This is a genomic window from Parasedimentitalea marina, assembly GCF_004006175.1.
Lineage (GTDB): Bacteria > Pseudomonadota > Alphaproteobacteria > Rhodobacterales > Rhodobacteraceae > Parasedimentitalea > Parasedimentitalea marina.
On the sequence record NZ_CP033219.1, the window covers coordinates 1,483,916 to 1,508,180 of the forward strand.

The window sequence follows — 24,265 nt, forward strand, 5'->3', positions numbered from 1 at the left end:
ATAAATTTCAGGAGATAGCATGTCAGACTCGCAAAATAGCGCAACATCCTTCACCAAAGCTTCAGACCTGCTTGTCGCAGCCCTGGAAGCCGAGGGCGTCGAATATATCTTTGCCGTCCCCGGTGAAGAAAACCTGGATGTTCTGGAGTCTCTGAGAACGTCTTCTATCGAATTGGTGCTGACCCGCCATGAACAAGGTGCAGCCTTTATGGCCGCCACATATGGCCGCCTGACAGGCAAGGCAGGGGTCTGCATGGCGACGCTTGGGCCGGGTGCCACGAATTTGGCCACCCCGGCCGCCTATGCGCATCTTGGCGGTATGCCACTGATTATGATTACCGGTCAGAAACCGATCAAGAAGTCAAAGCAAGGGCAGTTCCAAATCATTGATGTCGTGGGTCTGTTTGCTCCGATCTGTAAAATGTCCAAGCAAATTGTGCACGGCAACACCGTTCCATCGCTGATCCGCGAAGCGTTTAGGACAGCGCAGGAAGAGCGCCCCGGCGCGGTCCTTTTGGAACTGCCCGAGGATATCGCCGCAGAAGACACCGATGAAAAAGTGCTGCAGCCTCACCCGCGCCATTATGCCGTGGCGGGAGATACGGTGCTGAATGAAGCGGCTGACCTGATCCGGTCCGCTAAAATGCCGCTGTTGCTATTGGGTGCGGGCGCTAACCGCAAACATACGCGGCGTGCACTCAGCCAGTTTGTAAAAGACACGCAGATCCCGTTTTTCAATACACAGATGGGTAAGGGTGTGGTGGATGAACGATCTGAACTCTGCCTTGGAACTGCGGCTTTGTCTGACGGTGATTACCTGCATTGTGCCATTGGCAGGGCAGATCTTATCATCAATGTCGGGCACGATGTCGTCGAGAAACCACCCTTCTTCATGGAAGAGGGCGGCACCAAAGTCATTCATGTGAACTATAAAGCGGCGCAGGTTGATCAAGTGTATTTTCCGCAGGCCGAAGTGGTCGGTGATCTGGCGCAATCCATTGAGCGACTTGGGGAAATCCTGGGCGGTCCGCTGGAATTTGATCGCGGCTATTTCCTTCGCATCAAACAGGAAACTGACCTGCATACGTCAGAAGGGTCTGATGATACCCGTTTTCCAGTCATCCCGCAGCGGTTTGTGGCGGATACCCGCAAGGTGATGGGAGACTGCGATATCATCGCGCTCGACAATGGGATCTACAAGATCTGGTATGCCCGTAATTACAAGGCTTATCAGCCCAATACTGTCCTGCTCGACAATGCCTTGGCTACGATGGGGGCAGGACTGCCATCCGCAATGATGGCCGCCAAATTGTACCCTGAGCGCCGTGTCATGGCGATCTGCGGTGATGGCGGGTTCATGATGAACAGCCAGGAGCTGGAAACGGCTGTGCGGTTGGGACTCAATCTTGTGGTGACGGTGCTGAATGACAGTTCGTACGGTATGATCCGGTGGAAGCAGTCGCATGCCGGCTTTGCGGATTGGGGGCTTGAGTTCAACAATCCGGATTTTGTTCAATACGCGAACAGCTATGGCGCCACGGGCCACAGAATTGAACGTACAGAAGATCTGGCAGCCACCTTTGAAGCAGCCTTTGCTGCGGGCGGTGTGCATCTGATTGATGTGCCTGTCGACTACAGCGAAAACCAGCGCGTCCTGATTGACGAGCTGGCGGCGAAGGCGTGCCTGATATGAGCAGAACACTAGACGTCGTCAACCCATACAGCCTGGAGCGTATCGGCAGCGTTGAAACGCGCTCGTGGTTGGATATCGACACCATGCTTGGGGTGGCTCATGGCCTTTTTCGGAACCGGGATAGCTGGCTGCCTGCCTTTAAAAGGATCGATGTCCTGAAAAAAACGGCCACACTGATGGCGCAACGGTTTGAAGAGCTGGCCCTGCTGATCGCAAGCGAGGGTGGTAAGCCGCTGGTTGATGCGCGCGTTGAAGTGAAGCGTGCCATCGACGGGGTTGAACTTTGTGTTCATGAGATCGGTCAGATGGCGGGGAAGGAAATTCCCATGGATCTCACCGAGGCTGGATCAGGCCGTATCGCCTTTACACAGCGTGAACCGATTGGCGTTGTGGTGGCGGCAAGCGCCTTTAATCACCCCCTGAACCTGATTGTGCATCAGGTTGCCCCGGCCGTGGCTGCTGGATGTCCGGTGCTTGTCAAACCTGCCCTGGACACACCGCTGTCTTGCAGGACCTTTGTTGGCATGTTGCATGAAGCTGGCCTGCCAAAGGAATGGTGCCATTTTGCCGCTTGTGAAAACGATGTGGCCGAGACGATGATTACCGATCCCCGCGTTGGCTTCTTTTCCTTTATCGGGTCGGCCCGGGTTGGCTGGATGCTGCGTTCAAAACTAGCGCCGGGCACCCGTTGCGCGCTGGAACATGGCGGAGCCGCGCCGGTTATCGTCGATGAAAACGCAGATATTGACGCGATGATCCCCTCACTTGTCAAAGGCGGTTTTTATCACTCCGGACAGGTCTGCGTATCCGTCCAGCGGGTTTTTGCGCCCCAAGCCATTGCCGACGATGTCGCACAGAAACTTGCAGAGGCTGCCAGCGCACTGAAAGTTGGTGATGCGACCAACCCGTCTGTAGACTGCGGCCCGTTGATCAGACCTGCAGAGGTTGATCGCGTCGCGCAGTGGGTGGACGAAGCCGTTCAGGGCGGGGCTAGGCTGCTGGCGGGTGGTAAACGGCTGGGCGAGACGACTTACGCGCCCACAGTTCTGTTGAACCCGCCCCAGGACGCCCGCGTTTCAATGATGGAGATCTTCGGACCGGTTGTCTGCATCTATAGCTACGACACCATGGAGGCTGCATTTCAGGCCGCGAATGACCTGCCTTTTGCTTTTCAAGCCGCAGTGTTCACCAAGTCTCTTGACGTTGCAATGGAGGCCGTGCAGCGCCTGGATGCTACGGCGGTCATGGTCAATGATCACAGTGCATTTCGGGTGGATTGGATGCCTTTTGCGGGCCGTCGCCAGTCAGGCTACAATACCGGAGGTATCGGCTATACAATACACGACATGACGCAGGACAAGATGGCTGTGATCAAATTGTGAGACGTGGAGCGCATCATTCTCAATTGGGTACCAATCTGAAATTAAAACGTAGCCTTCCGCGTGGTTCAAACATAAAGCCGGACATCGTGAGGACCAGACATTGTAAGGAGCAGACTGGGGATCTGTCCTATCCGCCACTGTGTCGTTGGTTTGCGTCGCGGCAAAAACCCGAAGCTGGTCAATCTGTATAAGTATCCCTGACAATTAAACAACTTTTCGGCGGTCCGCTCCGGGCTGAACCAGCCTGAAAACAAGACCAGGTTCGAGAGCGAAGATAAACCCAATTTTGGGGCAGGGGATGCTATCAAAAGAGCGGCTTCAAACCCTGTCAGCTCAGGTGTTGTCGCTGCATTTGTAGGTGGACGTCGCAAGCCATTCGGGATTGATCTCCACCCCCCAGCCCGGTGCTTCGGAAACAAAAGCTTTGCCGTCAGTGATCGTATAGGGATCGTTCAAGAATAGATCGCGCTGCCAGGGGTAGTAGTCGTCACCCTCGATCGAAAATTCGAGATATCGACCTGCGTTGGGAACAGCGCGCAGCAGGTGCATGGTGAAAAGCGTAACAAGCGAAAGGTTGGCACAATGCGGAGTGCAGCTCAGACCAGCCGCATGGCCCATCTGGGCGACCTCCATGCTGCGCGCCATGCCACCCACATAGAGGATGTCGGGCTGAATAATGTCCACGGCGCGCATCGCGATGATCCGTTTCCACTGCTGCAAGTCCCAGTCTTGCTCGCCGCCAGAAACATCGATGGCAAGGGTTCGCGTCACCTCAGCGGTCTGCTCTAGTTCCCAATACGGGCATGGCTCCTCGAAATGTTCATAGCCGTTGTTCTCGAGCATCCGGCCCACCTCTATCGCACGGACGGGGCTGAAACCGGAGTTGCCGTCAACCAAAAGCGCCGCATCCGACCCCATGGCCTTTCGGATAGCGGGGATGATGGCTTCGGTTCGCCCCGGCCATTCGTCGCGGTCTTGGCCGCATTCTGCGCCGACACGGACTTTGAACGCATCAAACCCGTATCTGTCACGCAGATTGATCAGACGCGCCGCTTCATCTTCCGGAGTGATGTCGCGCCGCATTGAAGAGGCATAGGCACGGACCGGACCCGCAGAGCCGCCCAGGAGTTCTGCGACAGGTTTGCCCGCTGCCTTGCCACGCCAGTCCCAGACGGCGGTGTCAAATCCGGCCATGGCACGGCGCAGGTAAGTGCCTGGAAACTTATGTTCGCGCAATGGGATCTCTGTGATTACCTGTTCCAGGGCATCCATACCGCGCCCCAGCGCCCAGGGGGCAACCTGACGATGCAGGATCTCACAGGTGAGGTCGCTGTTATAGGTCGAGACCTGCCCCCAGCCAGTGGAGCCGTCCTCGGCGGTGACGCGAACAAAACCAATCAAGGGGGTGCTGAAAGTTTCAATCCTGCGGATCCGTGGACCAGTGTCTTCCTTGCCGCGAGCATAGCTGACCGGCACTGCGCCGGACGCGGAATATGGGGTGCTCATGATGCGTCCTCCAGAATTAAGCCGGCCGCCCGATGGGCCAGCATCATGGTTGGGGCATTGGTATTACCCGAGGTAATATTGGGAAACACTGATGCATCCACGACCCTAAGCCCTGCCACGCCGTGCACCTTCAGTCGGGGACAGACCACCGAGTCACTGGTATCTTCACCCATTCGGCAAGTCCCAACAGGATGAAAAACAGTGCCACAACGTTCCCGGAAGTCCGTAAGGATTTCCTTTGGTGACATACTGCGCAAGTCGGGGTCCATGGCGTTTTCCACCAGCCGCCCCAGAGCGTTGGTCGCGATCAGCTGCTGACACAGCTTACCGCCGGCCATGACCTGCCTTTGGTCCTCATCAGATGACAAAGAATTGGGATGGATCAGTGGCGGTGCCTCAGGGTCTTGGGCGCTGATATCGATCCGTCCTCGGCTGGTGGGTCGCGACGGCTGAAAACCCAAGATGAAACCAGGGAAAGGGTCCGGCTGTACCACGGTGCGTTTGCCGTTCGAGGTTGTGGTGTAAGTGACCGGATTGAAATAGAGCTGTTGATCAGGGTACTCGATCTCTGTTGTCGACCTGAAATAACCGCCACATTGGTTCACCGAAAGCGACAGCGGCCCGCGTCTTGTCATGGCATACTGCAAAGCTGCGCGCAGCTTGCCGTGGAAGGGCCTTAATACGTTGTTCAATGTCGGCTCTGTCGCGCGGAAGTAATAGTTTATACCCAGGTGATCCTGCAGGTGGCCACCCACATTCGGATTATCCAGGATCGGCGTGATCCCATGAGATTTCAGCAGCCCCACTGGGCCGATGCCCGACAGTTGAAGAATTCGCGGCGACGTCACGGTGCCTGCTGAAAGAATGATCTCTCGCCCAGCCGTGTACTGTATAAGGCGCCCCTTGTGCCGAACCTGCACCGAGGTGGCTTTGCCTGCCTCGATCCCGAGGTTCTCAACCAACGCGCCGGTCAAAAGGGTGACATTCGGCCGCTTTAGGGCTGGTGCCAAAAAGGCACGCGCTGAATGCATGCGCCGCCCGCCGCTGGTGTTGATCTGGTAAGCTGTAGCGCCTTCATTGTCCAAGCCATTGATATCGTCGGTAGCAGGCAGACCTAGTTCTTGTGTTGCGGCAAAGAAATGCCGATTTGAGGGATGGATCTGGTCCGATACATCCTGCACGTGCAGTGGCCCCGTGCCCCGTCGGCTGCCGTCCGGCTTGATTTGAGTTTCCAGCGCCTCATAAGTTTCCAGCGCCGCCGCCCAGTTCCAGCCGGTCGCACCAGCCGCCGCCCAATCATCAAAGTCTTTCGGCAGTCCGCGTGCATAGACCAGCGCGTTGATGGCGCCGGACCCACCAACGACCTTGCCCCGGGGCCAATAACCCTTTCGGCCAGCCAGTGCTTCCTCAGCTACGGTGTCGTATTTCCAGTTCACCTTGGGGTCATGGAAAGATTTGCCATATCCAAGAGGCAGCGAAATCCACGGCGACCTGCCGCGACCTCCGGCCTCGAGCACAAGGACTTTGTGCCGCTGCGATGCGCTTAACCGCTCTGCCAGCACACAACCAGCTGAGCCCGCACCGATAATGATGTAATCATAGTCTGCCATGGTATTGGGTTGCCTGCCTGCAATCTCGTTACATGAGCAGTACAAAATCGCGCAGCAAAATTAAAGTGAAACAGGCTGTTGATGTGAAAAAGTTTGAAATCATCCAAGATGTTGAATTTGCTGCGATAATTGGTAATGCTAACGCATGAATATGGCGCTTCTGGTTCTGCGTGATCCGCGGCGGCCAGTTGAAACACAAAATGAAGTGCTGTGCCGATTGTTTGGGTTGACGCCTAGCCAGTCACGCATGGCTGGATTTATGGTCCAAGGATTGTCTGTACGCGAAGCCGCGGGCCAGGCGGGAATAACAGAAGCCAGTGCGCGGCAATATTTGAGAATTGTGTTCCAAAAAATGAATGTCACCCGGCAGAGTGAAATGGTTTTGAAAGCGCTTGAGATTCCGGCTCCGCGTAAACCGGTAGCGTCCATGCCACGTAGCTAGCTTAGAAAATAGCGAAACTCTGAACATCCCGATAGTAGCCCATTCCGGCACCCGCGACACTACACGGCGGATACCGAAATAATAGGGTCCGCTATATCCCACAACCAATCATCCTAGGCCGATTGCTGTATGCGATAGCAAGTGATACCTTTATTTTATGAGTTGCGACGCCTCCAACCAACAAGCCTTGAATGCCATGCTCAAACTTGCGGTTCGTCATGAAAATGCGGAATGGCGCGAGGTTGGCGAGGGAACACGACTGCTCATTCTGCCTCTCGCCGATCTTGAAGCAGATCCGGCGACTGAATTGTTTTGGAAGTCTGCCCGGCCAGACAAAGTTTTAGGTGTTCAAATTGCATCGGGCCAGATTGAGGCACATCTCTTGCCCAATCAACCACAGTCGGTGACTGCGATACCCGGTACATTTGACGCCGCCAGGGGCCATGATCACATACATTTTGGCGGTCTCTATTGGACCCTTGTCGCCCCCAACCAGTCTGTGCCCGGACTAGACGATTTACGCTCATTCAAGGCTCCTGAAGCCACCGAGGTTGAGGACCTCGATGCCCGCGAGAAATGGTTCAAGGACCGCCACTAAAGCGTCGACAGGTCCAACTTCCAGGCACTGCGGCCATAAGTTGCTGCGAACAAACGGTTCTCGGAGACATGTATGGCCAGATCCACAACCATTTGATTGGGCAAATCGCCTGAGATATTTTGCCAAGTCGCCCCCCCATCCAACGAAGCCGAGACGCCCAGATCATGCGCGACGAAGACCCGGCCCGGTTCAGTTGGTGAAATGGCGAGACTGTGATGCGGCACATCAGGTAATTGCCCGGTTCCGGCATCACGCCAGCTCAACCCGCCGTCGGCTGATCGATAAACATGAGGGTGCCCGAATCCTGCAACTGTGCAAAACACTGTATCCGCGTCGACCGGATGCGCTGCAATGCGGGTTACAGTGCGCCCCGGTAACGCCGGACCGGACAGATCGCCGCTCCAAGTGTCGCCGCCATCGATGGATCGGAAAAGCCCGCCGTTTGTTGTACCAATATAGATCCGATCGCTGTCAGCCCGGCAGATCTCGATGGCGGTGATTATACTATCGTCAAGCGGGTGTGAAACGGCCAACCAGTTTTGCGCGTCATCGATTGTACGAAACACACGGCTTGTGCCTGTAAAAATGCGCTGCGAATTGTTTGGGTCCATAGCGATGTAGACCATCCAGGTGCGTTGTCTTTCTTGGCTATTTGCGGGTAGCGGAGACACGTCAGACCATGGCGGGTCCAAGTCACCTCGAAAACGCAGTATCCGCATCCGCTGTGACGAAGTATAAAAGTGCATCTCATTGCTGGGGTCAATTTCGAACCAGCCGCCATCGCCGCCACTGATCATGAAATGATCGTCGGCCCTGCCGGATGTTGTGATGTTGGTGCCTTGGTCCTGAAATCCACCGCCATAGAAGTCGGCATTCGATTGAGCGACCGTGAAGTCATAGAACATGCAGACTTCCAGCCCATCACTGCGATTTTCCCAGGTTGTTCCGCCGTTTTCGCTGACATCCATGCCGCCATCGTTCATTGCATACACACGGCCGGGCGCGCCGACGGGCATGACCAGCGCATGTTGGTCGGCATGGGCGTAATCGCCATCGCCAATCTCGGCACTCCACCGTGTCCGCTTTTGCCAGCTTGCGCCGCCATTTGTTGTCCTATGCACTTCGACGCCCGCGCACAGAACATGATCTGGATTGGTCGGGTGTACGACAATCGTATTATTATAGCCCATTTGCCGTTCGGAATCTAAATGTCCACCAGCGATGGGCCGCCAACTGTCGCCGCTATCATTCGAACGGTAAATACCCTGGACACCCCCGCCGCTGGAACTGAACTGGGCGTATATGCGGGTTTGATCAGATGGTGCAACGGCCAAGGATCCGCGTCGCAGCTGGTCGCCGCTTGGCAGGCCGGTCTGCAACTGTGTCCAGGATGTGCCGCCATCTTCGCTACGCCAGATACCGGACAGCCTGCTGCGCGCCTCAATCGTGGCAAAGATAGTCTGGCCTGCGCCAAAGCGAATGTCATGGCATCTGTACCGGCCCGGCGTAATGTCGTCTGCGCGGGACCACGTACTGCCCCCATCGGTCGTCCTGTACAGGCCCTCGCGAAAGTCAGCCGAACTGTGCGAGACCCCGCCAAGCAGGATATGATTCCCATTCGCCGGGTCGACTACAATAGCGCCAATCCGGCTTGGTAAGTGGGCGGCTTCGGCATCGGCGAAAACCGTCCAATTGGACCCTCCATCACGGCTGACGAAAATACCAACGCCGGGATGCGAGTCCGCTGACTGATTGGCTTCTCCGGTTCCGACATAGATCACATTTGGATTGGATGGATCCATTGTAACGGCGCCAACATTCAATGTCGGTTGACGATGCCAAAGCGGGGCCCAGCTACGTCCAGCGTTCGAACTGGCCCAAACGCCGCCACCAGCGGCACCGGCAATAAGGCGGTCAGGGTCAGTTGGGTCGGTTGCAAGACTGGTCATTCGTCCGCCGATGTTGGTCGGGCCAGCTTGTTGCCAATTCACAGGCAGGGCAGGCGCGTTTGTTTCAAAGCGGTTGCGCTCTTCATGAAACACGCACATGTTCACTTCCCTGTATGGCCAAGTCTCACGGATCTCAAACCACTTCGCACGGGCCTTGTGCGTACTGTGCGAAAAAGGTTTTAGCCTACGTGGCTTTTTTCGGCGTGGGTTTTCTAAAAGGCGCGCGTCCGCTTGGATGACTTTTGCCATGTCAGTTCTCCGGCTTTATGATTTTTCTGAAATTACTCCGAACTTCCGACCAAGTGTCGAAATGGCAAAACTCAGAACAAACCAAGTTGGCAAAAAGACAAGCAGCTCTAATAGGAATGAACCAAATTTGTAGAAGGTACTGGCGACAACAATCGCAATTAGCAGTGACGGACCTTCAACGGATATGACTTTCTTGACTTCTTGAGAACGAATTGCGTGATACATGACTTCCCCCAAATATAAACGTCTGAGACGATGTTACAGGATGAACTCAACCTATCAGAGAATTACTTGAATTTCAAAGTGGGCGTTCGGGTGTTCGCAATCCGTTCCGGATGGCCGCAAAACGGGTGCTTTTTTGAACGGACACCTTCCAATAATGGCTGCAACCTGAAAACGGGTATGGTTGGTACGCCGAAAGATGGACAGATGAAAGCAATGGGCCATTGGTTCTGCGATATATCAACCGTCAAAAGTGATGCGAAAACAGGCCCCGTTTCCCCGAGTTTCTAAAGACAGGTTTCCACCCAATGCCTCAACTGTCGATTTTACGATGTTAAGGCCCATTCCCGTCCCCCCTTGTTCTCGCCGGGTTGTGAAAAAGGGGGTCATGATCTTTTCCTGATTTCCCACGCTGATACCAGCGCCATCATCGCTGACCGTCAACCAGGCTCCCTTGGTGCTCGTGCCAACTTCCAGAGCGACTGTTCGGGCCTTATGTTGGGCGGCATTTTCCAACAGATGTGTCAGGATGATCCGCAGCGTGTTTTGGTGAACAGGCAGAAAAAATGTCTCGTTTTGCATCCCGATTTCGAGCTTGGGGAAGCTGGAACGGATTTCTTTTTCCAACCCACTAAGGCTAGAGGATCCAACACTTGCATTTTGATCCGCTAAGCTGAATTTACGCATGCTGGCCAGTAGCTCTTCCATGCGCGCTGTATCTTTTTCGATGTTGTCAAGAAACCTATGCCGCTGTTCATCGGTCATCTCATTTTCTCGCAACAATTCAGCGGCGCCCTTCACCGCTGTCAATGGCGACTTTAATTCATGCGTTACATGCGCCGTATAGGATTTCAACGCGTCTTGTTGATCCTGAAGCCGCGCCGTCAACGACTGAAAACTGTTGCTGAGGTTCTCAATTTCTCGGGTTCCATAGTGGTTGATAGGCTCCCATCTTCTACTTCCGTTGCCAATGGCCTGCGTGCGCTGCATCAGGGTGTGTATCGGGCGGGTAATGAAACGCCAGAACACCAAGCCAATCAAAGCCGTGGAAATGAAGATGAAAGCACCCGCTTTGGTCAGATTGAACCGTTCGCCATACAAGAAGCGGAAGATGTGGTTTGGAGTGCGGCTAATATAGACGGCTCCGATAATGTTATCTTTGACGATTACGGGCATTGCCACAAAAACCCTGACTCTGGTTCCCCGGCTAAATGCATAAAGGAAAGGCTCCCGGCCTTCCCGAATGCGCACACGAGCCACCGAGACGGTTTCCCCTTTGAATGCCTGTGCGACCTCATCCACGTGGGCCAGTGAAAGCCCTACCTCTGCGCTGCCTCCGATTACGTTCCCTTTCGCATCAAGCAACCTGTATCCGGCCAGCGTCTGCGCCTGGGACGCCTCTACAATCTGGGTGAGTTGCGCGCCTATTTCCAAGTATGCGGAGTTGGGGATGTTCACACGTGCGACTGCATCGGGGCGAGGTGGCAGAACACTATCGTTGTTGATCGATAGCGACGGAAAAACCGGAGTAACGTTCAGCGGCTTATCTGAAACGGGAATTCCATCGCCGGTTTGCGTCTTGTAAAGCTGCGCGTAAGTGGCAGACAGAACCGAGGCCTGTGTTAGCAGGCTCTCTTCGGTTTGCTGGACAAGTTGGCTGGCGTAGAATTTAAAAAGAAACAGCCCGGCAAAAGGCAGACACAACACCAGCCCAAGCACCAGTAGCAGCACCGCCGACAGCCGAGGCCGCCATCCAGAGGTTATCCTGTCAGGCATGTTCCCATCCTCAGGCCTACGCCATGTACAGTGACGATGCTGTTCGGGCACCCAGCCGTCGTCAGTTTGTTCCTTATGTTTCGGATATGACTGTCGATTGTTCGGTCTGAGACATGGATGTTGTTGCCGTACATCGCTTCGGTCAGCTGGTGGCGGGACATGACGTTATCTGGATTGGCCATTAGCGCCTTGAGCAGGGAAAATTCAGAGGCTGTCAATGCTACCTCTTGTGCGGCCACGCGGCACAAATGGCGGTGGGCATCGATTTCCAAATCACCGTGGACAAACGTTTGCACCACTTGCCTTATAGGCGGCGCCACCCTTTTCAGGATCGCCTTGATCCGTGCAACCAGTTCCCTTGGCGAAAATGGTTTTGTGACATAGTCGTCGCCACCAATTTCCAAACCAATTATCCGGTCAATCTCATCGTCTCTGGCTGTCAGAAACAGAATGGGCACATCAGAGTTTTTCCTGACTTCGCGGCAAACCTCCAGCCCATCGAATTCCGGTAGGCCAATATCCAACACGATAAGGTCGGGGCTTCCTGTTCTGGCAGCCTCCAGCGCTGTTAGACCGTTTTCAGCGAAGATTGTGGTATAGCCAGATTTTTCAACTGCGTAGCCGATCACTTCACGAATATTTGGATCATCGTCGACAATAAGAATTCGGCCGGACATGACTGTCTCTACCTATACAATTTTTCGCCAAGATACGCTTGGAGACGCCATTTGCGAAAGCCCCAATCGCGCCAATCGCTGATTGGTTCAAAAATAGGCCTACCGTAATGGTATCCCATACACATGCGAGTTCCTGTTTTCCGGTCTTGTTCCAAGATCAAAGGCAATGCTTGCTCGCCCAGTTCGCATATGTATCTTTCATCAAACCGGTTTTCAGCAGTGGCGTTTTGCAAATTGTAACTCGCAATCACATAGGCAAAATTCACGAAACAGCACAGATAAAGTGTCGCTGCTAGAACCACCAAATTGGAGCGAACCAACCACGAAATGCTCTTTGATTGTGACACTTGCACAAGTGTCAGGATCAGCCCTGCGAAGACCAGCAGCATCCAAATAAAGGCCGAAACCCGTAGGTAGGTCAGCGTATAGGCGTCGACATATAGGCTTAGCCGGTATGCCGCAGTGATGACCAGAAACAGATTTTGGCCAAGCCATAGGTACAGCAGTTTCTGCTGAAAACGGTTCTCCTTGATCATCTTGTGGGTGGCGATTGCAAACACACCGGCAATCAGGGCTGTCGCGACCAACGGATAGGCTCCGCGATGGGCATAGCGGGCAAATGTCATTCCATCGGGCAAGGACATCCCACCCGTCAACACGCCGATGTCCATCACGGTTTGAACCAGAAAAAGAACATTGAAAAGTATAAGGGAGTTTCTGACCGACTCTGCGTTCACGATTGACGACAACCAGGGTGACCGAGTGGAGGCAAACTCTGGCGCTTTTGCCACGGGGCCCAGCCATTTCTCACGCAGGTTCAGATAGGGCCAGATCAGCGATGCTGTGGCAATCCAGAATAAGCCACGCCAGATTTGCTTGGGTGACAAAAACTCTAGCGCTGCAAACTGGTCAAGAAACCGTTCCAGTATTGGATTGGCAGAGGTGAGAAGAAACAGGAAGACCAGCCCGATAGACAGCGGCAGGATCAGGGCCTTGGTTTGCTGCTTGAGATCTACTTTTGTTTGGGCTCCTTTTATCTCACCGGCAATCGTCACGGGCAGCACAAACGGTCCAACGATTGAGAGACGCAGGAATGCCCATGCGGCCTGCCACCACTCGATAACCCGTCCATAGGCAACCCAAACAATCAGAACGATGATCCCAATGACCGTGAACAGAAATGACATGGGCTGAAGCTGTTCCACCACTGGCAGGTTGCAGGCCAGCTCAAACACAAATGCAGTCACTGTTTCGCGTCGGCTGGCACCTCCTGGTTTGAGCGCCAGAATGGATGACGATAGGGCCAGGGCAAACAGAACGACGGACAGTCCAAGGTTTTGCTGCCAGAACAACCAGTCCGCTAGCAGAGTGAGGAGGGCAAGAGCTGGGAAGGCCCAGGGGTGTCGCTTGACGAAACTTGCGGATCTTGGAATCTGATCTCGACTGCTGCCATCCACTGCATTGGTGCTATCACTGGCTAGCCACCATCCATCTTGCTGTATGCAATCGGGAACGCCATTGATCACAAGTTGCCTGCTCATCACTGTTCTCCAAGAAATCACTTTGTTTTCAAGGAAACTAATGAGCGAGAAATTTGCACTTCCCGTTCGCAACTCGTGCAGATGAAGAGCTAATTTCGTGCAGAGATTGTGCAGGCCTAACCTACTGACCCGTGTCCGACCAAAGACCAAGTGGCATGCAGTAATAACCCGGTCGAACGACCATTGTTCAACTACAAGCATTCGGGAGGCTAAGTTATAGCATTCAATCCAAGTTCAATCGCTTTACCAACTTGCACAGTGACGAGGCCCCGCATCCTGTTGCGCGGACAATGATTTTGAAACGTTTAGGATGTCCGCTTGGTATGAGGGGCGCTGCCAGCTCTGTTGTCAGAAAATCGGCGCAGGATCTACTCATTCGCTTTGCGAAGATAACGTTGTATCACGTGGCGCGGGCCTTGTGTCCAGAGCTCCCCCATCTGACGCGTAAAGGCATTTGCAAAACGGTCGTTCGCGGCCAGATCGCCAAAAACATCCCGAATGCTTAAAAACGCGGCAGGGTCAGATTTACTGGCCAAGGCGGCGGTGGAAAGCCGATCTGCCCGGGCGTCCTCAACCACAAATCCCGGTTGGGCGCAGTACAGGCACCACAGCGCCACCTCCAATGTAAGTCCTTCAATATCAGTGTCTTTTGCCAGAGCATCGGTGATGGTTGGAAACACGAATTTTGGTTGACGGTTCGACCCATCCTGGCACAGCCGCGCGATGGTGTCGCCGATGGCCGGGTTGGCAAAGCGGGAGACACAGGTTTCGAGGTAGGCGTCGAAGTCCACTCCGGCGATCGGCTGAAGTACCGGAATAACTTCGCGCCGCATAAGTTGAACGAGCCAGGATGCGATATCCGGATCTGCCATGGCGTCATGTACGTACTGGTGTCCTAGCAACGCAGCCGGATAAGCAATGGCCGCATGACCGGCGTTCAGGATGCGCAGTTTCATGGTCTCGTAGGGCACTACGTTGTCCACAAATTCAACGCCGACCTGTTCCAGCGCTGGGCGCCCCAGTGGAAAGTTGTCTTCCATGACCCATTGCCGGAAGGGTTCGCAGACAACAGGGGAGGCATCTTCGATACCGAACGTATCTCTGACCATATCTATTTCGCGCTGTGATGTGCCGGGCGTGATGCAATCGACCATTGAATTTGGAAAGGCCACGTTTTCGGACACCCAGTCCCGCAGATCCGGCGAGATCAGGTTGGCAAGCCCTTCGATGCTTTGGCGTGTGACCTGGCCGTTTTCAGGAAGGTTATCGCAGGACAGGATGGTAAAGGGCGCATGACCGAGAGAATGGCGTAATTGCAGCCCTGCCAAAAGCAACCCGAACACGGTTTGCGGTGCTCCGGGATTGGCGGCGTCGCGGACAATCTCTTGATGATCTGCGTCAAACCCACCCGCAGCATCGACGAAATAGCCGCCTTCGGTGATGGTCAGCGACACAATTCGGATCGCCGGATCGGCCAATTTGTTAATCAGCGTCTCGCCGTCAACGTCAAGAAAATCTATCATTGCCCCGTTGATGCCAGCTGATAATCCATGGGGATCAAGTTCGACTACGGTGGTCAGCCAGTCTTGATCCTGCATCAGCAACCGGCGATCGGCGTCGAAACTTTTGACCCCGGCACCAATAATTGCCCAGTCGAGATCTCGACCGGTATTGAACAGCTTGTCGAGATAGACTGCCTGATGCGCACGATGAAAATTTCCGACGCCTATGTGTAGGATCCCGGGGGATAAATCCTTTCGGTGGTAGGACGGACGGGCAACCGTTTCGGGTAGCTTGTCGAGGGTAGAGAGGGACAGTTTCATTTGCATCAGCTTGTCCATTGTCCGCCATCGACATTATATGTTTGCGCGACGATATAATCGGCTTCTTGGCTTGCCAGAAAGATCGCCATACCAGTCAAGTCCTGCGCCGATCCCATGCGCCCATAAGGAACGGCGTCACCGACCTCTTTCCTTTTTTGGCCCGGAGCCTTGTTCTCATATTTAGCAAAGAAGGCGTCGACACCGTCCCAGTGTTCTCCCTCCACCACACCTGGTGATATCGCGTTCACGTTGATCCCATGCTGGATGAGGTTCAGTCCCGCGGACTGCGTCAGGCTGATCACTGCGGCCTTGGTTGCACAGTATACGGCTACCAGCGGTTCGCCGCGCCGTCCTGCCTGGCTGGCCATGTTGATGATTTTGCCACCACCGCCACGTGCGATCATGTGCCGGGCCACAGATTGCAGGGTGAACAGCGTACCGCTTACATTGATGTCAAAGGCCCGCTGAAAGTCTGAGCGATCGATTTCAGTGATAGGGGCGGCCGTAAATAGAGCCGCATTGTTGATCAGAATATCAATCCGCCCAAACGTCTCGACGGTACGGTCCACGGCCCGGTCAATACTCTCCTGTTGGGTCACGTCCATTTCCACAGCCATCGCCGCTTTGCCGATCTGCGCTGCAGCACGGCGGGCGCGGTCAATATCGATGTCAGCAATGGCTACCCGCGCTCCTTCGCGCACATAGGCCTCAGCAAAAGCCAATCCAATCCCACGTGCCGCTCCGGTTATCAGGGCCGTTTTTCCGTCGAGCCGTTTCATGTGATCCTCAATCCCTGCGCATCGAACCTGTGGAACTGATCCGCTCTGGGTGTCAGATGGATACGGTCGCCATGTTTGAAGTTCACCTCGCCGGGCGCGCGCACGGTAATCATGTCTGCAAGCCCGGTGTCATGAACGTGGAAAAAAGTATCTGATCCCAGATGCTCGGCGACACCCACTTTGCCCTGCCACAACCCGTCGGTTTCGCTTACATCGATATGTTCTGGACGAATGCCGATTGTATGGGCGTTGTGTTTGGCGGCCTCAGCCCCTTCGATGAGGTTCATTTTGGGTGACCCGATGAACCCGGCGACAAAAATGTTACGCGGTGTTTTGTATAGTTCTAGCGGCGAGCCTACCTGTTCGATGAAACCAGCCCGCAAAACCACGATCTTGTCGGCCATGGTCATAGCCTCGACTTGGTCATGCGTGACGTAGACCATCGTTGTGGCCAGCCGCTTGTGCAGCTCGCTGATTTCAAGCCGCATACCGACGCGCAGTGCTGCGTCGAGGTTTGATAGCGGTTCGTCAAAAAGAAACGCCGAAGGCTCGCGCACGATGGCACGCCCGATGGCGACCCGCTGTCGTTGACCGCCAGACAGTTGCCCGGGCTTGCGGTCCAGATAATCGGCCAGATTCAGCGCAGCCGCTGCCTGTTCGATCCGTCGGTCCTGTTCGGCCTGCTCGATTTTGGCCATTCGCATTGGAAAGGCGATGTTCTTGCGCACGCTCATATGCGGATAAAGCGCATAGGATTGAAATACCATTGCCAGTCCACGCTTGGCAGGCGGTATATTTGTCGCGTCTATTCCGTCAATTTTTATAGTACCCGAAGTGATGTCTTCTAGCCCTGCAATCAGTCGCAGCAATGTGGATTTGCCGCAACCTGATGGGCCGACAAACACTGTGAACTCTCCGTCATGAATGGTCAGGTCCAGAGGCGGAATGACTTGAATGTCGCCAAAGCTTTTTGTGACCTTCTCAAGCGTGATCTGTCCCATAGTAGTAGTCCTTATTTAACCGCGCCGAAGGTAAGGCCGCTCACAAGTTGTTTCTGGCTGAACCAGCCGAGGATCAATATCGGCGCAATCGCCATGGTGGAGGCTGCGCTGAGTTTGGCGTAAAACAGCCCTTCGGGGCTGGAATAACTGGCAATGAAGGCGGTAAGCGGTGCTGCCTTGGCTGCCGTTAAGTTGAGGGTCCAGAAGGCTTCATTCCAGGCCAGGATGACATTCAAGAGCAGTGTGGACGCGATTCCGGGAATGGCCATTGGCGTGAGGACATAGAGGATTTCTTCGCGCAAGCTGGCACCATCCATTCGCGCTGCTTCCAGAATTTCCCCCGGGATTTCCTTGAAGTAAGTGTAGAGCATCCACACGATAATCGGCAGGTTGATCAGCATCAGCACAATCGTCAGACCGATCTTGGTATCCAGAAGACCCATTTTGATGAAGATCAGGTAGATCGGGTAGAGTACGCCAACAGCAGGTAGCATCTTGGTCGACAGCATCCAGAGCAGGATATCCTTGGTTCGTTTCGACGGTACAAAGGCCATCGACCAGGCGGCGGGCACCGCGATTAGGATCCCGAGCAGCGTTGATCCTCCGGCGATAATCACCGAGTTCCACAGGAACCGCATATAGTTGGAGCGGTCCATGACTGCTGCGTAGTTTTCCAGCGTCCAGTCAAATGCCAGAAAGACTGGCGGATCGGCGATGGCAGTGGCCTCGGTCTTGAAACTGGTTAAGACCGTCCAGAGGATTGGGAAGAATATCAGCAGCCCAACAGCCCAGGCGGCCAGAGTGTTGATCATCTTTCGTTGATTGGTAACGGTGCGGGCCATGGTTTTGTATGCTCCTCAAGCGTCCAGGTTCTTGCCGACAATGCGCATCAGAAAGATGGCAATGATGTTGGCGAGGATGACGGCGTAGATACCTCCGGCAGAGCCGAGACCGATGTTTTGGCTTTCAAGCACCCGCTGAAAGATCAGGTAGGACAGTGTCCGGGTTCCAAATGCACCACCGGTGGTCACGAAGATTTCTGCAAAGATCGACAGAAGAAAGATTGTCTGGATCAGGATCACAATTGTAAGTGCGCGACCAAGGTGGGGCAGGGTGATAAAGCCGAACCTGGCAAGTGGCGGAGCGCCGTCCATTTCAGCCGCTTCAAGCTGTTCACTGTCCAACGACTGGATTGCCGTTAGCAGGATCAGCGTCGCAAAAGGCAACCATTGCCACGACACGATCATGATGATCGACTGGATTGAGGCTTGGCTCAGCCATTCAACAGGCGTTAGGCCGAATATTTTCCATATATGTGCAAAAAGGCCGTTCACCGGGTCCATGAACATGTTCTTCCAGACCAATGCAGAAACCGTTGGCATGACAAAGAACGGTGCGATTACCAAAATACGGACAATGCCCTGTCCCCACATCGGTTGGTTTAGAAGTATCGCCAACAGAACACCGAAGACAACGGTTATGATCAGCACGCCTCCGACGATGATCAGTGTTGTCAAAACGGATGGCCAAAATGCACTGGAAGTGACAAAGCGGGTGTAGTTGTCGAACCCAACCCAGCCCAGATCCCCGCCGCGCAGTGGCAGATATTTCTTAAACGAAAACAAAAGCGTCATAGACAGCGGCACCAGCATCCAACCAAGCAGCAGGATTACCGCCGGGGCCATCATCAGTCTTGCGGCGTATCTTGAGTGTTGTGTCGCCACGACAAATCTCCCTTGGGGGCAGACGATGTCTACCGATATAGCTCATTACGGGGAAAAAGGGGGCCAGGAGGTCGCCCAAGAGCATCCTCCTGACTGGGAGTGGAAACCTTAGTAACCTGCGGCTTCCATTTCTTCAGCGGTCAAGGCCTGGGCTTTTGCCAGAGCTTCGTCGACCGACTGCTGCCCGGCGAGCGCTGCCGAAAATTCCTGCCCAACCTGCGAGGCAATCCCTGCAAACTCCGGGATGGCTGCAAACTGGACTCCGACGTAGGGGACCGGATCAACTGTTGGGTTGTTCGGGTCAGCGGATAGGATGCTATCGAGCGTCATTTTGGCAAATGGAACGTCTGCATAGTTTGCATTCTCATAAAGCGAAGTCCGTGCACCCGGAGGTACATTGGCCCAGCCTTCTTTTGCCGCGACAAGTTCGATGTAGTCCTTCGACGTGGCCCATTCGATAAACTGCTTGGCGGCGGCTTCTTTCTGGGTCCCGGCAGGAATGCCAAGTGCCCAAGCCCAAAGCCAGTTGCCCCGTGGACCAAGGCCCGTATCAGGGGCCAGTGCAAAGCCAACCTTGTCAGCAACAGTCGAGTCGTTTGGGTTGGTTACGAAAGATGCCGCAACAGTTGCGTCGATCCACATGCCACACTTACCTTGTTGGAACAGCGACAGGTTTTCGTTGAAACCATTGGTCGAAGCGCCCGGAGGACCTGCATCGTTCATCAGATCAACATAAAACGAGAGTGTTTCCTTCCACGCCGGTTGATCAAACTGGGGCTTCCAGTCTTCGTCAAACCAACGGGCACCAAATGCGTTTGATGTGGCCGTGAGGAAGGCCATGTTCTCACCCCAGCCGGCCTTACCGCGCAGGCAGATACCATAGATTTCCCCGTCTTTGTCCGTCATTGCGCGGGCCAGCGCCGCAACTTCACTCCAGGTTGGTGCGTCAGGCATGGACATGCCCGCGGCTTCAACAAGATCAGTCCGATACATGATCATCGACGATTCACCATAAAACGGTGCGGCGTACATCGTACCATCATGAGACAGGCCACCGCGCATTGCGGGCAGAATGTCGTCGGCGTCATAGCCTTCGGACAGATCGTCAAGCGCGACAAGCCACCCGTTCTGACCCCAAATTGGCGTCTCGTACATGCCGATTGTCATAATATCAAACGCACCGCCATGGGTGGTGATATCGGTGGTCACACGTTGGCGCAGAACGTTCTCTTCCAGCGTAACCCACTCAACGTCGTGGCCAGTTTTGGCTGTAAAATCGTCGGTGTATCCCTGCATACGGATCATGTCGCCGTTGTTCACAGTGGCGATCGTAAGTGTGTCTGAGTGAGCCGCCGTCGCTGCAAGAATTGCAGCAGCGCTCACCATGGCAATTGGTGTTTTCAGTTTCATCCGGTGTCCTCCCTTGGTGCATTAAATGCCACACTTAGGCTAGTGGAGAACGTGTCTCGGCGTCAATCAAAACTTTCCGCGCGTAAAGAAATAATTTGGTTCGCGTTAATAAATTGCAATTTTTCAGGCAGATGCGCGCATGACTAACTTGCCCTCAAACAAGATTTCGATGCGTTCGCCGCCACGCTTTCCATCTCTGATCAGGTGCAGCAGTGTCTCGACGCTTCGTTCCGAAATTGATTCGTAGTTCTGTGCGACCGTGGTCAGCGAAGGACAGGTAAATCGCGAAAAGGGATGGTCGTCATGCCCGGCGACCCGCAACGCGCAATCTTTGCCATGTCCAACCCGAATGCCTCTTTCATAGGCTGCAGCCAAGAAACCAATGGCCAATCGATCGTTGCTGCAAAGAACAGTGTTTGTTTTGTTCTGCTGACCATCAATCACCTGCAGGCCCCCATCAAACCCGATCTGTTCAAAATCCCAAGTGTCACCCGGCACGCGGATGACCTGTGGCTCGTGACCCAAATCGGTCATCGCCTGCTTGTAGGCATCCCGGCGTTTGTTTGCGTTCGGGTTCAGAGGGGGCATTTCGAAGAAACAGGGCGGCTCCCCGGTGCGACACAGGTAATCCACCATCAGCGGGATGGAGTGAAAGTTGTCCAACCCGACAAATGCTTCACCGACGCCATCGATATTGGCATCAATCAATACTGTCGGCACATCCCGGCAGAACTTTTCAATCTCATTGCGGTCTGATGCACGCCCAAGTGGCCCCAGCAGAACACCGGCCGGCTTTAGCCGTCGCAGACTGTCGAGGATGTCGTTCTCCAGCTGTTGTTCGCCGTGCGAGCTGAACAAGGTCGGCCAGAAACCCGCAGCAATGCAGCGGCGCTCGATGGTCCGGGCAATCTCGGCAAAAAAGGGATCGGCCAGGTAGGGGACCACGACACCGATGTTCTTTGTCAACTGCCTGTTCTGGTTCATTGCATAGATGTTTGGGCGATAGTCGTATTTCTTGAGCGCCGCCTCAATGCGCTCCCTAGTCGAGGCGCGGACACTGCCGGGATCGTTGAAGTATTTTGAGACGGTCGGGCGTGAAATCCCGCTTTTCGCCGCAAACTCTTCCATATTCTTGATTTTACTAGCGCCCATACCTCAACCTCGTCTGAAAATCTTCCATGCGACCGGAGCGATAAAACCCAAGTGGGCAGCTCATTCTTTTCGCGTGTAAAGATGTATCTTTACAATAGTTAGGCTAGTATCGCTTGGTCAAGGCGCAACAATTGAAATCGAGTGCTCAAAAAATCCAAATGTTTGGAACGTCGACACAGTTTTATAATTGTCGGAGCAGGGGCCTTCAGCGGCATGTCCCCCATCAGTATGACATACGCATTTCATCGCTGGCGCGTGTGGGCAGTGTGCGAAATTCTGTGTGAAGGTCGACCGGCAGGTGTTGGAGGATTGTATTTCGCGCCGGTCACCCGTGAGGGATCGCAGAACGACATCTCCAACACCTACCATATGCCCCATCAGATCAGCCGTAATGCGTTACCGGTGTGCCGGCAATGGCGGCCATGTTCAGCAACCCGCGCGCAGTGATTGACGGAGAGACGATATGCGCACGGTTGCCCATGCCCATCAGGATCGGTCCGACCTCTAACCCGTCAGCACGCATTTTCAGAATGTTACGCACGCCGCTGGCTGCATCGGCATGGGCAAAGATCAACACATTGGCTGCGCCTTCCATCCGCGAGTTCGGGAAGATCCGGGTCCGCAGATCTGCGTCCAGCGCTGTGTCGATGTTCATTTCACCCTCATAGACAAAGTCACGCTGTTTATCGTCCAGAATTTCCAGCGCGGCGCGCAGACGGGCGCCGGTGTCGCAATTGGTGTTGCCAAATTGCGATTGCGAACACAGCGCGATCTTGGGCTCCAGACCAAAGCGGCGAACGTGGCGGGCGGCGCCAATCACCGACTGGGCAATCTGCTCGGGCGTTGGCTCGACACGGACATGGGTGTCGGCGATGAACAGGGGGCCGTCCTCAAGGATCATCAGCGATAATGCGCCATGTGGCTCGTAGCTATCGCCGCCCAGCATTTGGGAGACATAGTTCAGGTGCCAGCGATATTCGCCAAATGTACCGCAGATCAGGCTGTCAGCTTCGCCACGATGTACCATAATGGCGCCAATGGCCGTGGTGTTTGTGCGCATAACCGCCTTGGCAATGTCAGGGGTAACGCCCTGACGCTGTAGCAGGCGGTGGTAGCTGTTCCAGTAGTCGTAATAGCGCGGGTCATTCTCAGGGTTTACGATCTGAAAATCCGAGCCAGGGCGGATATCAAGCCCCAACTTCTCACAGCGCGCATCAATCACTTCGGGGCGACCGATCAGGATCGGTGTCTCGGTGGTTTCTTCCAGGATCGCCTGGGCGGCGCGCAGCACCCGTTCATCTTCGCCCTCGGCAAAGACGATCCGGCGCGAGGCAACACGGGCCGCCTCAAACACGGGTTTCATCAGCAGCGCTGATTTGAACACCGTCTGGTTCAGCTTCTGTTTATAGATCGCCATGTCTTCGATCTGACGCGCCGCCACACCGGTTTCCATCGCCGCCTTAGCCACCGCCGAAGACACCACAGCAACCAGTCGCGGATCAAACGGTTTTGGGATCAGGTAATCGGCGCCAAAAGTCAGCTGTTCGCCCTTATAGGCGGCGGCGGCCTCGGCCGAGGTGGTGGCGCGGGCCAGTTCAGCGATCCCCTCGACACAGGCGATCTGCATGGCGTCGTTGATTTCAGTTGCACCAACATCCAGTGCGCCGCGAAAGATAAAGGGGAAGCACAAGACGTTATTGACTTGATTGGGGAAATCACTGCGCCCGGTGGCGATGATGGCGTCCGGTTTTACCTTGCGGGCTGTATCTGGCATGATTTCCGGATTGGGATTGGCCAGCGCAAAGATGATCGGACGATCCGACATTTTGGCGACCATTTCGGGTTTCAGCACATTGGGACCCGACAGCCCAAGAAACAGGTCTGCCTCACCGATTACATCATCCAGCGTGCGCTTGTCCGTGGCCTGCGCAAAGGCGGCCTTGTGCGGGTTCATGTCCTCAACGCGGCCTTCATAGACCAATCCGTGAATGTCACATAGCCAGATGTTCTCGCGTTTGACGCCCAGCTTCAACAGCATGTTCAGGCAGGCAATCCCCGCCGCGCCGCCACCGGTTGAAACAATCTTGATGTCCTCAAAGCTTTTGCCAGCCACGTGCAGCGCGTTTCTGGCGGCTGCGCCCACAACAATGGCGGTGCCGTGCTGGTCGTCGTGGAACACCGGAATATTCATCCGCTCGCGGCAGATTTTCTCGACGATAAAGCAATCGGGTGCCTTGATGTCTTCCAGGTTGATGGCGCCAAAGGTGGGTTCCAGCGCGCAGACAATATCGGCCAGCTTCTCGGGGTCGCTTTCGTCCAGCTCGATGTCAAAGCAATCAATACCTGCAAAGTTCTTGAACAGAACCGCCTTGCCTTCCATCACTGGTTTCGACGCCAGTGCGCCAATGTTGCCCAGCCCCAGAACTGCAGTGCCGTTGGTGACCACAGCCACCAAATTGCCGCGTGACGTGTAACGGGCGGCGTTGGCGGGATCGGTCTTGATCTCAGTGCAGGCTTCGGCAACGCCGGGGGAATAGGCACGGGCCAGGTCACGGCCATTTGCCATCGGCTTGGTCGCACGGATTTCCAGCTTACCGGGCTGCGGGTACTCATGATAATGCAATGCGGCTTGGCGGAGGTTCTGAGTGTCAGGCATGGGGCGCTCCAAAAATATGTAGTTTAGTGTTAAACTAATTATTCCATCGGGGAAATAGAGGATTTACATAGCACA

18 protein-coding genes are annotated in these 24,265 nt (G+C 54.7%); 4 read left to right on the top strand and 14 right to left on the bottom strand.

Annotated features, from left to right (window positions below):
• Positions 1–19: 19 nt before the first annotated feature.
• Complete coding sequence (locus EBB79_RS07175; protein WP_127748265.1) at positions 20–1,693, top strand: acetolactate synthase large subunit; 1,674 nt, start codon at positions 20–22, stop codon at positions 1,691–1,693.
• On the top strand, positions 1,690–3,075 hold the full coding sequence (locus EBB79_RS07180; RefSeq protein WP_127748266.1) for an aldehyde dehydrogenase family protein: 1,386 nt from the start codon (positions 1,690–1,692) through the stop codon (positions 3,073–3,075). Before EBB79_RS07175 ends, EBB79_RS07180 begins: the two co-directional genes overlap by 4 nt.
• Positions 3,076–3,408: 333 nt before the next feature.
• Here the strand turns inward: EBB79_RS07180 and EBB79_RS07185 are convergent, their stop codons facing one another.
• Together EBB79_RS07185 and EBB79_RS07190 are read right to left on the bottom strand one after the other, a co-directional pair.
• The gene (locus EBB79_RS07185) at positions 3,409–4,581 is read right to left on the bottom strand and encodes a mandelate racemase/muconate lactonizing enzyme family protein (RefSeq protein WP_127748267.1); all 1,173 of its coding nucleotides are present in this window, start codon (positions 4,579–4,581) and stop codon (positions 3,409–3,411) included.
• Positions 4,578–6,191 carry a GMC family oxidoreductase gene (locus EBB79_RS07190; protein WP_127748268.1) on the bottom strand — a complete coding sequence of 538 codons (1,614 nt, stop codon included), beginning with the start codon at positions 6,189–6,191 and terminating at the stop codon, positions 4,578–4,580. Before EBB79_RS07190 ends, EBB79_RS07185 begins: the two co-directional genes overlap by 4 nt.
• A 145-nt stretch (positions 6,192–6,336) precedes the next feature.
• Here EBB79_RS07190 and EBB79_RS07195 point away from each other — a divergent pair, with 145 nt between their 5' ends.
• Together EBB79_RS07195 and EBB79_RS07200 are read left to right on the top strand one after the other, a co-directional pair.
• Positions 6,337–6,633, top strand: coding sequence for a helix-turn-helix transcriptional regulator (locus EBB79_RS07195; protein WP_127748269.1), 297 nt, complete (start codon positions 6,337–6,339; stop codon positions 6,631–6,633).
• Positions 6,634–6,790: 157 nt separating this feature from the next.
• Positions 6,791–7,231, top strand: a complete 441-nt coding sequence (locus EBB79_RS07200) for a hypothetical protein (protein ID WP_127748270.1) — start codon at positions 6,791–6,793, stop codon at positions 7,229–7,231.
• Here EBB79_RS07200 and EBB79_RS07205 read toward each other — a convergent pair.
• From EBB79_RS07205 to EBB79_RS07260, 12 genes are all read right to left on the bottom strand, one after another.
• Positions 7,228–9,279, bottom strand: coding sequence for a WD40/YVTN/BNR-like repeat-containing protein (locus tag EBB79_RS07205; protein ID WP_127748271.1), 2,052 nt, complete (start codon positions 9,277–9,279; stop codon positions 7,228–7,230). The two genes, EBB79_RS07200 and EBB79_RS07205, sit on opposite strands and share 4 nt — an antisense overlap.
• A 612-nt stretch (positions 9,280–9,891) precedes the next feature.
• Positions 9,892–11,382, bottom strand: coding sequence for an ATP-binding protein (locus tag EBB79_RS07210; protein WP_238705020.1), 1,491 nt, complete (start codon positions 11,380–11,382; stop codon positions 9,892–9,894).
• 29 nt (positions 11,383–11,411) lie between these two features.
• Positions 11,412–12,104 (bottom strand): response regulator transcription factor, encoded by a 693-nt coding sequence (locus tag EBB79_RS07215; RefSeq protein WP_127748273.1) that lies wholly within the window; start codon positions 12,102–12,104, stop codon positions 11,412–11,414.
• A gap of 8 nt (positions 12,105–12,112) precedes the next feature.
• A complete protein-coding gene (locus tag EBB79_RS07220) occupies positions 12,113–13,645 on the bottom strand; it encodes a DUF4153 domain-containing protein (RefSeq protein WP_164860754.1) in 1,533 nt (510 codons plus the stop codon).
• Positions 13,646–14,013: 368 nt separating this feature from the next.
• Complete coding sequence (locus EBB79_RS07225; protein WP_127748275.1) at positions 14,014–15,474, bottom strand: mannitol dehydrogenase family protein; 1,461 nt, start codon at positions 15,472–15,474, stop codon at positions 14,014–14,016.
• Positions 15,474–16,247 carry an L-iditol 2-dehydrogenase gene (locus EBB79_RS07230; RefSeq protein ID WP_127748276.1) on the bottom strand — a complete coding sequence of 258 codons (774 nt, stop codon included), beginning with the start codon at positions 16,245–16,247 and terminating at the stop codon, positions 15,474–15,476. Before EBB79_RS07230 ends, EBB79_RS07225 begins: the two co-directional genes overlap by 1 nt.
• Positions 16,244–17,248, bottom strand: a complete 1,005-nt coding sequence (locus EBB79_RS07235; protein WP_127748277.1) for an ABC transporter ATP-binding protein — start codon at positions 17,246–17,248, stop codon at positions 16,244–16,246. The genes EBB79_RS07230 and EBB79_RS07235 overlap by 4 nt, the downstream gene beginning before the upstream one ends.
• Before the next feature lie 11 nt (positions 17,249–17,259).
• Positions 17,260–18,090, bottom strand: coding sequence for a carbohydrate ABC transporter permease (locus EBB79_RS07240; RefSeq protein WP_127748278.1), 831 nt, complete (start codon positions 18,088–18,090; stop codon positions 17,260–17,262).
• Positions 18,091–18,105: 15 nt separating this feature from the next.
• Positions 18,106–18,972 carry a carbohydrate ABC transporter permease gene (locus tag EBB79_RS07245; protein WP_127748279.1) on the bottom strand — a complete coding sequence of 289 codons (867 nt, stop codon included), beginning with the start codon at positions 18,970–18,972 and terminating at the stop codon, positions 18,106–18,108.
• 108 nt (positions 18,973–19,080) lie between these two features.
• A complete protein-coding gene (locus tag EBB79_RS07250) occupies positions 19,081–20,358 on the bottom strand; it encodes an ABC transporter substrate-binding protein (protein WP_420850396.1) in 1,278 nt (425 codons plus the stop codon).
• Positions 20,359–20,505: 147 nt separating this feature from the next.
• Complete coding sequence (locus EBB79_RS07255; protein WP_127748281.1) at positions 20,506–21,534, bottom strand: LacI family DNA-binding transcriptional regulator; 1,029 nt, start codon at positions 21,532–21,534, stop codon at positions 20,506–20,508.
• A 382-nt stretch (positions 21,535–21,916) separates the two neighbouring features.
• A complete protein-coding gene (locus tag EBB79_RS07260) occupies positions 21,917–24,190 on the bottom strand; it encodes an NADP-dependent malic enzyme (RefSeq protein WP_127748282.1) in 2,274 nt (757 codons plus the stop codon).
• Between the last annotated feature and the right edge of the window lie 75 nt (positions 24,191–24,265).

Bases quoted from the DNA above. Each gene is read 5' to 3' on its own strand.
- EBB79_RS07175 (WP_127748265.1), top strand. From the start codon at position 20: ATGTCAGACTCGCAAAATAGCGCAACATCCTTCACCAAAGCTTCAGAC.
- EBB79_RS07180 (WP_127748266.1), top strand. From the start codon at position 1,690: ATGAGCAGAACACTAGACGTCGTCAACCCATACAGCCTGGAGCGTATC.
- EBB79_RS07185 (WP_127748267.1), bottom strand. From the start codon at position 4,581: ATGAGCACCCCATATTCCGCGTCCGGCGCAGTGCCGGTCAGCTATGCT.
- EBB79_RS07190 (WP_127748268.1), bottom strand. From the start codon at position 6,191: ATGGCAGACTATGATTACATCATTATCGGTGCGGGCTCAGCTGGTTGT.
- EBB79_RS07195 (WP_127748269.1), top strand. From the start codon at position 6,337: ATGAATATGGCGCTTCTGGTTCTGCGTGATCCGCGGCGGCCAGTTGAA.
- EBB79_RS07200 (WP_127748270.1), top strand. From the start codon at position 6,791: ATGAGTTGCGACGCCTCCAACCAACAAGCCTTGAATGCCATGCTCAAA.
- EBB79_RS07205 (WP_127748271.1), bottom strand. From the start codon at position 9,279: ATGTGCGTGTTTCATGAAGAGCGCAACCGCTTTGAAACAAACGCGCCT.
- EBB79_RS07215 (WP_127748273.1), bottom strand. From the start codon at position 12,104: ATGTCCGGCCGAATTCTTATTGTCGACGATGATCCAAATATTCGTGAA.
- EBB79_RS07220 (WP_164860754.1), bottom strand. From the start codon at position 13,645: ATGAGCAGGCAACTTGTGATCAATGGCGTTCCCGATTGCATACAGCAA.
- EBB79_RS07225 (WP_127748275.1), bottom strand. From the start codon at position 15,474: ATGCAAATGAAACTGTCCCTCTCTACCCTCGACAAGCTACCCGAAACG.
- EBB79_RS07230 (WP_127748276.1), bottom strand. From the start codon at position 16,247: ATGAAACGGCTCGACGGAAAAACGGCCCTGATAACCGGAGCGGCACGT.
- EBB79_RS07235 (WP_127748277.1), bottom strand. From the start codon at position 17,248: ATGGGACAGATCACGCTTGAGAAGGTCACAAAAAGCTTTGGCGACATT.
- EBB79_RS07240 (WP_127748278.1), bottom strand. From the start codon at position 18,090: ATGGCCCGCACCGTTACCAATCAACGAAAGATGATCAACACTCTGGCC.
- EBB79_RS07250 (WP_420850396.1), bottom strand. From the start codon at position 20,358: ATGGTGAGCGCTGCTGCAATTCTTGCAGCGACGGCGGCTCACTCAGAC.
- EBB79_RS07255 (WP_127748281.1), bottom strand. From the start codon at position 21,534: ATGGGCGCTAGTAAAATCAAGAATATGGAAGAGTTTGCGGCGAAAAGC.
- EBB79_RS07260 (WP_127748282.1), bottom strand. From the start codon at position 24,190: ATGCCTGACACTCAGAACCTCCGCCAAGCCGCATTGCATTATCATGAG.